This is a genomic window from Nitrococcus sp. (assembly GCF_059432795.1).
On the sequence record NZ_JBXWZQ010000115.1, the window covers coordinates 1 to 10,890 of the forward strand.

A 10,890-nucleotide genomic window follows, 5' to 3' on the forward strand; every position below is an offset into this window, starting at 1 on the left:
CCTTGGCGACGTAACCGCCGATGTCCGAGGTCCTGAGATCCACGTACACCCAGGCGTTGGGGCGAGAATTCTCGCTTTTTATAACAGGCGGCCCTCGATGCAACCGAAGATCAGCCACTTGGGACAACGGGATTTGCGTATCGGTGGGTGTGGGGATCAACACCCGTTTCAGCTGAGCCAGATTATCCCGCAACTCCCTCGGATAGCGTAGACTCACAGGATAGCGCTCCAGCCCTTCGACGGTTTCGGTGACATTCATTCCGCCGATGGCGGTCTGGATGACATCTTGCACGTCTCCCACGGTCAGCCCGTAGCGAGCCGCCTCTTGGCGATGGATTTTAAAGTCCAGATAGTAGCCACCCGCCGCTTTATCCCCGAAGGCGGACAGCGTTTCTGGAAGCTCCTTGAGTGCTCGCTCGATCTCACCGGCCACCTGCTCCAATACCGCCAGATCAGGGCCGCTAAGCTTGATTCCCACCGGGGTTTTAATGCCTGTGGAGAGCATATCGATGCGGGTTTTGATCGGCATCGTCCAGGCGTTGGTAACGCCCGGAAAGCGAATCGCCGCATCCATTTCATCCATCAGCTCTTTGGTGGTCTTGGTGGGGTCCGGCCATTCATGCTTGGGTTTCAGCTGCACCGTGGTTTCGAACATGGAAAGGGGCGCCGGATCGGTTGCTGTATCCGCCCGCCCGGCCTTGCCAAAGACATGCTGCACCTCGGGGAAAGTACTCAGAATCTTGTCGGTCTGCTGCAAAACCTCCTTGGCCTTGGTGATCGAGATACCCGGATAGGTGGTCGGCATGTAGAGAATATCGCCCTCATCCAAAGGCGGGCGAAACTCACTGCCAAAGTTGGCTATTGGATAGGCAGTGACCGCAAGCAGAGCCACGGCAATGACCAAGGCGGTTTTGCGGAACCGCAACGCTTGCCGGAGGACCGGGGCATGGAGGAAGTGGAGCAGGCGATTGGCCGGGTTCTTTTTCTCAGAAAGAATCTTGCCCCGGATGAAGTAGCCCATCAAAACCGGGACCAGCGTAATAGCCAGAAGGGCCCCGGCGGCCATGGAATAGGTGGCCGTAAAGGCAAGCGGCTTAAACAGCCTGCCTTCCTGGGCTTCCAAGCTGAAGATCACCAGGTAGGAAACCGTCATGATGATGAGAGAGAAAAACAGCGATGGGCCGACTTCCTTGGCAGCCGCTCCCACCGTCGTCCAACGCTCGTTGCGGGTGAGTGCACTGCCTTTTTCCGAGGCGGCCCGCTCCAGGTGCTTGTGGGCGTTCTCGATCATCACGATGGCGCCATCGACCATGGCACCGATGGTGATCGCGATCCCGCCCAACGACATGATGTTGGCATTAATGCCTTGCCACTTCATGATGATAAAGGCGATGAGAACCGCCATTGGCAAGGCTAAAATGGCCACCAAGGACGAGCGGGCATGGAACAGGAAAAATACGATGATAAGGCTGACTAAGATCGCTTCCTGCAGCAGTGTGCGCTGGAGATTGTCGACGGCGCGCTCGATGAGAGCGCCGCGATCATATACAGGGACGATGTCCACCCCTTTGGGCAGGCCTTCCTTTAACTCCTCCAGCTTGGCCCGCACGCGCTGAATGGTGGCGAGGGCATTTTCGCCATAGCGCATGACGACCACCCCGCCGGCGACTTCCCCTTGGCCGTTGAACTCAGCGACGCCGCGGCGCAATTCGGGGCCCAAATGCACGTGGGCTACGTCCTGTAGGCGGATCGGCGTGCCTTGCTTATCCACCCCCACGGGGATGTGGTTGATATCTTCAATAGACTGGATATACCCGAGTCCCCGAACCATGTACTCAGTCTCGGCCATCTCCACGAGGCGCCCCCCGACGTCTCGGTTGGAGCGCTTAATCGCGTGTTTCACCTTGGAAAGGGGAATGTTGTAGGCCAGTAAGGCATTGGGATCGACTTCCACCTGGTATTGCTTGACGTACCCGCCGATGGAGGCCACTTCGGCCACGCCGGGGACAGTCTGCAGCGGGTAGCGCAAATACCAATCCTGAATCGTACGCAGTTGCGCTAGATCGTGTTTCCCGCTGTGATCAATCAAGGCGTACTCGTAGACCCAACCCACCCCGGTGGCATCGGGGCCGAGGGAAGGGTTCACTCCTGCCGGAAGCCTTCCGCGGACGTAGTTGAGATACTCCAGGACCCGGGAGCGGGCCCAGTACATGTCGGTGCCGTCCTCGAAGATGATGTAGACAAAGGAAAGCCCGAAGACCGAATAGGCGCGCACCACCTTGGCGTGGGGCACCGCCAACATCGCTGTTGTCAGGGGATAGGTGACCTGGTCTTCTACGACCTGGGGCGCCTGCCCAGGGTAATCAGTAAATACGATGACCTGGACATCCGAGAGGTCCGGAATGGCGTCCAATGGCGTGTTCTTGAGCGTCCAGAGACCGATGGCAACCACAAGCACCGCGGCAATCAATACCAGGAACTTATTCCGCAGGGACGCCTCGATGATGAGCTTAAGCAACTCTTGCGCCTTTCCGTCACGGGGTCACTGAAGAGCCCTGGTGATATCCTGCCGGATCTTTATCCTTGCTTTCTTTGTCCTCCCCATGTTTAGTAGACTCATTTCGGCTTTTTACTTTCTGCTCGCCGGGAGCGGCCAAGGTCCCCATCTCAGGCTTTCTCATCTTCGCGGTGGCCTCTCGCAACTTGGACTCGGAGTCGATGAGAAACTGGCTCGACGTGACCACCTGGTCGCCTGGTTTTACTCCCTCCACGATTTCTGTGAAACCCTCCGCTGAAACGCCAAGCTGCACTTCCCGTGGCTCGAATTTGCCAGGGCCGCGCACTACGAATACTTGATTGCGAGCGCCGGAGCGGACAATGGCTTCTTCCGGTACGACCACGGCATTGACCTGCTTGCCGGCGTGAATAGTGACATTGGCAAACATCTCCGGCTTCAACACCATGTCCGGATTATCGAACTCCAGGCGCAGTCTCGCGGTACGGGTTTTCTTCTCCAAGTAAGGATATATATAAGCAACCGTGCCCTGGAAAGTCCGACCGGGAACCGCTGTGACGCGCATTACGGCCTTATCCCCCACCTTTACCCAGGGCAGTTCGTACTCATAAACATCCACATAGACCCAGACCTGAGAAAGGTCGGCCAGCTTATACAGCTCCGTTTTAGGCGTGACATATTGGCCTTCCCGAACCCCGATCTGCAGGACGACTCCGTCAAAAGGCGAATGGATGTGCAGGGTTTTAAGAACTTTACGGGTCTGTTCCAAGTCATGGATCTGGTGCTCTGGCACGTCCAATAATTGCAACCGCTCGCGGGTGCTGTGCACCAGTTCCTCCGCACCCTCCCGGATATCCGGATAGGGGCTCGTCTTGAGGGTTTCCAGGTTGCGCAATGCCAGAAGATATTCTTGCTGGGTTGCGAGCAGCCGCGGCGAGTAGAAACTGAGCAACCACTCGCCTTTTTCTACTTCCACGCCGGTCTTATCGACAAACAGCTTCTCGATCCATCCCTCGGTTTTGGGATGCGGACGCGCCAGCCGCTCTTCATCGTAATCGACGCGGCCTACGGCGCGCACGCGGCGACTCAGAGTTCGGCGCTTCGCGATGGCGGTGCGCACACCGATATTCTGCACAGTGACCGGGTCGATCTTCACCGTGCCCGCAGGCGCATTGCCACCGTTTTGCTCGCCTGCGTAAACAGGGACGTAGTCCATTCCCATCTCATCCTTTGCAGGCACAGGCGAGGTAATCTCCGGATTCATCGGATGGCGATAAAAGAGGGGCTTTTCGGCAGGTGCCTCGGCTGTCGATTTTTCCCCCTTTTCGGCCGTTAAGCTGCCATACCAATAGCCACCGCCGAGACCTATCGCCAAGGTGGCCAGAGAAACCAGCACGATGGCGCCGGCCGTTCGTTTACTCATCGAGTTTTCGCATTAATTCGTTCCTCACCGGTGGCGGCGCTTAAAGCCGCCAGGGCCTGGTGGGCTTCAGCCAGTGCTTTCCAGTACTTGGTCTCGTAGTTGTAGAGCGTGATCTGGGCATTGACCAGATTCAGGAAATCCACCTTGTTCACTTGATATCCGGCCAACATGGAGGCAACGGTTTGCCTTGTCTGAGGGATAATCCCCGTCTTAAACAGGAGAAACTGCTCCCGGGACTTGCGGTAGTTAGCCAGCGCCGTAGAGATTTCCCGACGCACTTGCTGGCGCCTGTCCTGCAGGGAATAAATTTGCTCGAGCACCTCGCTGGAACGCTGATCCACGGCCTTAGCCTGTTTGCTGCCGGCATAGAGGGGCACTTCCATGCTGAGCATGAAAGTGGCGAGATCAGCGCGCGAGCGTCCCTGCAACGGGTCGGTCCCGCCACGAAAGCCGTAAGCCGCTCCCAACTTGAAGTCCGGGAAGTAATCCTTCTTAGCCAAATCCAGCCGCTTACGAGCGGCTTGAATCCGTTTTCTCTCGGCTGCCAGCAACGGCCGATTCCCTTTTGCCTGGCTTTGCCACGATTCCTCCGGCGCTAATGCCTGTAGCTTGGTCTCTACCTCAGCAGGAAGGCGCAACTTGCCTTCCGTCGGCCGGTTCAACAAAGCATTTAATCGCGATTCCCCGGTGCGCCGCAGCGCTTTGAGCTGAACTTCGAGATCCAACAGTTTGGACAACTCGACCTGGGCTAAGAGGACATCCTGCTGCAACCCTTCGCCCACACGGTACTTAGTCTGGGCAACCTCCACAAATTGACGCATTAGTTCCTGATTGTGCCTGACGGTCTGCAACGCCCGGTCAAGGTAGAACAGATGCCACCAATTCTGCTTCACATCCCGAATCAGCAACAGCCGCATTTCCTGTACGTCATTACTAGCAGCTGCGGCTTCATATTCCGCCGCGCTTTCTCGCAACCCCAACTTGCCGGGGAAAGGGAGCTTCTGGCTGACTCCAACTTGCAGCTGAGTCATTGGCTCTTGCGTGCGATTAAAGGTATCAACAGGCAAATTCATCGCGTTGAAATGGATAACCGGATCGGGCAGGGTGCCGACCTGCGAAGGAATTTCATCCTTGGCTTTCGCCCGGGCGCTTATCTCCGCCAGCCCGGGATTGTCCTGTAATGCCGTTTCTATGGCCGCGTGAAGGCTGAGCTCGTCGCTAGGCCGCTTTTTTGAAGCTGACCGAGCGTTGATTTGCACGGAACGAGCGCCTGATTGATTGTCGAACGACTCGGGGGCTGTTGCTCCAAGTGTCGGTAGATTGGGGCTGGCGGAGGTCAAGATCGGATAACAAACGAACCATCCCCAAATTACGGGCTTCCAAAAGCGCTTTTGACTGCACATTTTTTTCTCCGGGACTCGGCGGAAATATGCCAAGCGTCTCCTTCCCGCCACGATCTGCTTCAAGGCTCGATTGCGCTCAGCACGTGATGCGGAAGTTGCGGCCCTCCCCCTGGCTTCTCTTGGTGGTCGTACCGGCAGAGGAACCTTGTGCTAATTGCCCAGAACCCGTGACGGCCTCACTTGTGAGCCGGTGGCTCATCCTGGTCTGTTTGAAGCGCTCGGCGCTGCCACAGCGAGGCAAAGCCCGCTGGCTAGCTCCGCGCGCAAGCAGGCCGAAACCAAGCGCACCACAGTCCCGGCGGGCACCGTTGGCCGTATACATGAAACTCAAGCACTGCATCAGCTCCGGATCCGCTGGCCTGTCGCCTGCGCCCAAGAATACAGGCTATCGCGGTTGATGTTCATGACACCGCGGCGATCGGCGCTGGCCTGATCAATGCCGTGGCGGTGCTCATCATTGCCTGCCCTTGTGCACTGGGGCTGGCGACGCCGATGTGCATCATGGTGGCGAGCGGCAAAGGCGCCTCCTCGGGCGTTTTGTTCAAAAACGCCGAGGCCATCCAAACGCTGCGACGAGTGAACACGCTGATCATCGACAAGACCGGGACGGTCACCGAGGGGCGCCCGCGGCTGCAGGATGTCGTTGCGGCCGAGGGGTTCGAACCAGAGCAGGTGCTGAGCTTGGCGGCCACGCTGGAGCGAGGCAGCGAGCACCCGCTTGCCGAAGCCATCGTCCAAGGCGCCGAGGAGCGCGGTGTCGAGCTCGGGCGCTACGCCGACTTCGAGTCCGTGACCGGCAAGGGGGTGAAGGGCCGGGTCGGCAAGCAAGAGGTGGCACTAGGCAACCAGGCCTTGATGCAGAGCCTCGATGTCGCCATGGAGCCGCTCGCCGGCCAGGTGGAGGCCTTTCGTGGCGAGGGCAAGACCGCTATGTTCCTGGCGGTCGACGGCAAGCCCGCCGGATTGGTTACGGTGGCCGATCCGGTCAAAGAGACTACACCGGAGGCGATTCGGGCCTTGCACGAGGAGGGGATCCAGATTGCCATGATAACCGGTGATAGCCGCACTACGGCCCAGGCGGTAGCTGAGCGTCTGGGTATCGACGAGGTGATCGCGGAAGTGCTCCCGCAGCAGAAGGCGGAGGAGGTCAAGGCGCTGCAGGGCGAGGGGCGTTTCGTCGCCACGGCCGGCGACGGCATCAACGATGCGCCGGCCCTGGCCCAGGCGCAGGTAGGCATTGCCATGGGCACAGGGACCGACGTCGCCATGGAGAGCGCCGGCGTCACGCTGGTGAAAGGCGACCTCCAGGGTATCGTGCGGGCCCGCAAGCTCAGTCGGGCCACCATGCGCAACATCAAGCAGAACCTTTTCTTCGCCTTTGCTTATAACAGCCTGGGTGTGCCCATTGCCGCCGGCGTGCTCTACCCGGCTTTCGGTATTCTGCTCTCGCCGATCATCGCCGCGGCTGCCATGTCGTTCAGCTCGGTGTCGGTGGTCGCCAATGCCCTGCGGCTGCGGCACGTGAGGATCTAGCGACGTCCCAGACCTTCGCCGGTGTGATTCCCAGGACGTTTCGGCTTGGCTGAGTCTCTGGTCGGTGGCGCATTGCTGGCAGCATCACGCCGCCGCACCAGGCGTTGAACTGGATTCCGGCCGTCTCATGACGGGTTGGCCACAATGCCACTGTTAGGAGAGCCGGAGCAAACGGGAGAAATGACCAGCATAATGCTCATGAAACGAGTTTGCGGCTATTATCGTGGTCAGTTGTTCTTGACTTTTGCTAAAGGAATGCCTATTAATATAGGCATTACGTAGTTTTATGACCATTATACTGGTCATATAGACGGAGTGGATGGTAAAAGAGAGAACATATTCGCGGTACACGCGTGAAGCCGCCACCTTGCTGGCCAAGCAGATCCAGCTCGGACGCAAGCAGCGTAAGTGGACCGAGCACGAGCTTGCTGACCGCGCCGGTATCTCGCGGGCGACGCTCCAGAAGATCGAAAAGGGTGACCTAAGCGTCGCCATCGGGCTGGTGTTCGAGGTGGCGGTGTTGGTTGGGGTCACCTTGTTCGATGAAGTGCGCACTTCGCTTGCCACTCACATCGCCCGCACCGATGACAAGCTGGCCTTGCTACCCAGTGCCGTGCGCAAGCGCAGAAAGTCGGTGGATGATGAATTCTGACGGACATTACAGCGAAGCCTTTGTCTGGGTATGGCTGCCCGGTGCCGGCGAGCCGCTCGTGGCTGGCAAGCTAACGGCTGATGGCGACCATCTAATTTTCAACTACGGCAAGAGCTATCTTGCCCGCGAGAACGCCATCCCCCTCTATGATCCCGAATTGCCTTTGCAGTCCGGGCTCATTCCTTTGCTGCCCGGCTTGAGCATGCCCGCCTGCATCCGTGATGGCTCGCCGGATGCTTGGGGGCGGCGCGTCATTATCAACAGAAAGCTCGGCACCAAAGGAGCCAAGGCCGACGTGGCCCAGCTCGACGAGTTGACTTACTTGCTGGAATCCGGCTCGGATCGTATCGGCGCTTTGGATTTTCAGCGCTCTGCCACCGAGTATGTGCCGCGCGGGCCGGGGAACGCCTCCCTTGAGCAGCTTGCAAGAGCCGCCGAGTTCATCGAGAAGGGCATGCCGCTTAGCCCGGAACTCGATCAGGCGCTCCAGCACGGCACATCCCTCGGCGGTGCGCGGCCCAAAGCGCAGATCGATGATGGAAAGAAGAAATATATTGCGAAGTTTTCCTCGACGACTGACCTCTACAGTGTCGTCAAGGCCGAGTTCATCGCCATGCGCCTGGCTGCCCTGGCCGGATTGAATGTGGCGAGCGTCTCGCTCAGCAGCTCCCTGCACAAAGACGTGCTTCTCATTGAGCGCTTCGACCGCGTACATTCCAGGGCCGGGTGGCAGCGCAAATTCATGGTTTCCGCGCTCACCATGCTGGCGCTCGATGAGATGATGGCGCGTTATGCCAGCTACGAAGACCTCGCGGAACTCATTCGCCATCGCTTCGCCGATGCATCCGCCACCTTGCGGGAACTCTATGCACGGATCGTCTTCAACATTCTTTGCGGCAACACAGACGATCATGCGCGTAATCACGCGGCCTTCTGGGATGGACAAACGCTCCGCCTGACACCGGCTTACGATATCTGCCCGCAAAGCCGGACCGGTAACGAAGCCACGCAAGCGATGCTGATTGCCGGTGACGATCGCATGAGCCGGATCTCATCCTGCCTGAATGCGTCGGCGCATTTTCTGCTGTCCCGTGCTGAGGCCATTGCCATCGTCCAACACCAGCTCACCAGCATCATCCATCACTGGGATGCCGTGTGCGCCGAAGCCTCTCTCACCGCAACAGATCGTGCGTTCCTGTGGGGCCGCCAGTTCCTCAATCCGTATGCCTTTGAAGACCTCGATGGCGACACGGCCGACCTGAAGGCCATGGTCGATACGGCACGTTCTCCGTAATTTCCGGGGCATCGCCGGTTGCTTTTCCGTCGTCGCAGGCTAATCGATCCCGGTCGGTAAGTGCATACAGCCCGCCGGGCTGTGCTTTGGTCGTAGAAGGCATTCGTCTCCTTGTAAGCGCTCCGGATCATGGGGTCATATATGGACGCACCTCCCCGCCAATCCGGCGTCCAAGCGCCACACTTGTGTAGGTCGACAAGTCACATGACGGGGAGGGATCCACCATGGAAGTTAAGCTTGTCGGTCTCGATCTGGCAAAGAACGTGTTCCAACTTTGCGCACTCAACCGCGCCGGGCGTGTACTCTACAATAGGAGCATGCGGCGTGGGCGCTTGATCGATCAGCTCCAGCAGCTGGAGCCGACACCGTGGCGATGGAGTCCTGCGCCAGCGCCCATCACCGGGGGCGCTGCCTCCAGGCGATGAGCCACCGGGTAGTGCTGGTGCCCGCGCAGCACTGCAAGCCCTTCGTGCACGGGGGCAAAAGCGATGCGCGCGATGCACTGGCGATCTGCGAGGCAGCGCAGGCCGAACCTGCACTGGCCGAGCTCTATGCGGAGCCGGTAGAGCTCGGTGAGCGACAACGCAAGCTCGAGCAGTGCCTGGTTGCGCTCTCCGCAACATACCAGGGCTATGCGCAACTACAGAGCCTGCCTGGGGTGGGACCGATCGTTGCCTCGGCGCTGCTCGCCGCGCTCGGCAATGCGCGCCGCTTCGCCAACTGTCGCCAGGTCGCTGCCTGGGTCGGTTTGGTGCCGCGCCAGTACGGCACGGGTGGGCGCTTGCAGCTGCCGTGCATCACCAAGAGCGGCGACGGTATCTGCGCGCCCAGCTCATCCACGGTGCCCGTGCGGCGATTCGCTGGGCGCATGGCACGGACACGGCGTTGGGGCACTGGATTGACGGCGTGGTCCAGCGGCACGGTCGCAACAAGGCCATCGTGGCGCTGGCGAATAAGACCGTGCGCATCGCCCTGGGTGATCCTGGCCCGCAGTGAGGACTACGACGTGCACAAGGCCTTCGGCAGCGGCTGAGTTCCGCGCCCCTGCCGCTTGAGTCTGCCAAAGGCGATGAACCAACAGGTCAACGCCCCGATAAGAGCCTGAAACCGGTCAAAGGTGAAAAGCCGAATGGGTGTATAGGCCGTCGGGGCTCCGAAACTCATCGAGGGCTGAAGCCACATAATCAGCGCCTCAGGCAAAGCCCGGATATATGACCGCGGACCATGCGTTCATCGCGGCGGCACAACGGACACGCCTTTCAAATAGGGCGTGTCCGTCGATGGCCACTCTTCTATGAAGAAGCGGAAACACCTTTGCAATGGGGGAGGTGTCCATATATGAGCCTTTGCGTTCGTAGAAGGGTAATACGCCGCCGTGAGCCTCATTGCTGCACCGCGGCATACTGGCCCCTCACGGATTCAGGTAAACATAATTGGCCCAGAAGGGAGATGTGTAATGACTATGACGATATTAATCTCCATCCTAGGTCGTCTCCGGTCGCGCCGCGCTGTTGTTGTAATATGCGGAATTTTATTTTGTTCGGGAGTCCTCGTAGGATTTTCAGCCTGCGCGAGTGCCTCAATTATTTACGACAGCGGTGTGAATGCAAAGAACATTAACGCCTTCTTGACGTCTCAACTCACAATGCCAAACGAGCCAAGCCTCAACCAGCAGGTTGCAAATCGGTTTACTACTCCAGCGACTGCCGAGGAATTGTTTGTGACTGGAATTAACTGGTGGGGAGGCTTCCTGCGAAACCCGTTGATCGGTGGGTCTGCTAGTTTCAAGATTATTTTATATGCTAATGACGGCGACTTTGTTCAGCCTACTGGTAGTGGGCCGGCAGATAGCAACCCAGCGGCGACAGCTCTATACGTGTGGAACAAGGCCTTAGTTGTTGGCCGGCATACCGGCGTTAAAGTCCGCGGCACAAATGTGTATGACCTGAATCCGTGACAGCGACGCCCTGATGATACACAAGCTATTGAATGATCGGTATTATTGGGCGCATCACTCATCACCCGACTGGTGACTGCATGGAGCCCGCCCGGTTTCACATCCGCCAGAGC

8 protein-coding genes are annotated in these 10,890 nt (G+C 58.7%); 5 read left to right on the plus strand and 3 right to left on the minus strand.

The genetic code is table 11. The features are described from left to right. The 3 genes from AC52Q4_RS08740 to AC52Q4_RS08750 form a co-directional block, all read right to left on the minus strand. A partial coding sequence (locus tag AC52Q4_RS08740; RefSeq protein WP_495536407.1) for an efflux RND transporter permease subunit occupies window positions 1-2,518 on the minus strand: 2,518 nt, incomplete at its 3' end. 16 nt (window positions 2,519-2,534) lie between these two features. Continuing rightward, the gene (locus AC52Q4_RS08745) at window positions 2,535-3,938 is read right to left on the minus strand and encodes an efflux RND transporter periplasmic adaptor subunit (RefSeq protein ID WP_495536408.1); all 1,404 of its coding nucleotides are present in this window, start codon (window positions 3,936-3,938) and stop codon (window positions 2,535-2,537) included. Further along, complete coding sequence (locus AC52Q4_RS08750; protein WP_495536409.1) at window positions 3,935-5,404, minus strand: TolC family protein; 1,470 nt, start codon at window positions 5,402-5,404, stop codon at window positions 3,935-3,937. Before AC52Q4_RS08750 ends, AC52Q4_RS08745 begins: the two co-directional genes overlap by 4 nt. 369 nt (window positions 5,405-5,773) lie before the next feature. Here AC52Q4_RS08750 and AC52Q4_RS08755 point away from each other — a divergent pair, with 369 nt between their 5' ends. The 5 genes from AC52Q4_RS08755 to AC52Q4_RS08775 all read left to right on the plus strand — a co-directional run bounded on the left by AC52Q4_RS08755 (window position 5,774) and on the right by AC52Q4_RS08775 (window position 10,777). Next, entirely contained in the window at window positions 5,774-6,874 is a 1,101-nt protein-coding gene (locus AC52Q4_RS08755; protein ID WP_495536413.1) for a heavy metal translocating P-type ATPase, read from the plus strand. 319 nt (window positions 6,875-7,193) lie between these two features. Beyond that, window positions 7,194-7,526 carry a helix-turn-helix transcriptional regulator gene (locus tag AC52Q4_RS08760; protein WP_495536410.1) on the plus strand — a complete coding sequence of 111 codons (333 nt, stop codon included), beginning with the start codon at window positions 7,194-7,196 and terminating at the stop codon, window positions 7,524-7,526. Beyond that, window positions 7,513-8,820, plus strand: coding sequence for a type II toxin-antitoxin system HipA family toxin (locus AC52Q4_RS08765; protein ID WP_495536411.1), 1,308 nt, complete (start codon window positions 7,513-7,515; stop codon window positions 8,818-8,820). The genes AC52Q4_RS08760 and AC52Q4_RS08765 overlap by 14 nt, the downstream gene beginning before the upstream one ends. Before the next feature lie 373 nt (window positions 8,821-9,193). Then, complete coding sequence (locus AC52Q4_RS08770) at window positions 9,194-9,853, plus strand: transposase (RefSeq protein WP_495536414.1); 660 nt, start codon at window positions 9,194-9,196, stop codon at window positions 9,851-9,853. Between the two features lie 423 nt (window positions 9,854-10,276). Then, window positions 10,277-10,777 (plus strand): hypothetical protein, encoded by a 501-nt coding sequence (locus AC52Q4_RS08775; protein ID WP_495536412.1) that lies wholly within the window; start codon window positions 10,277-10,279, stop codon window positions 10,775-10,777. Window positions 10,778-10,890: the final 113 nt, after the last annotated feature.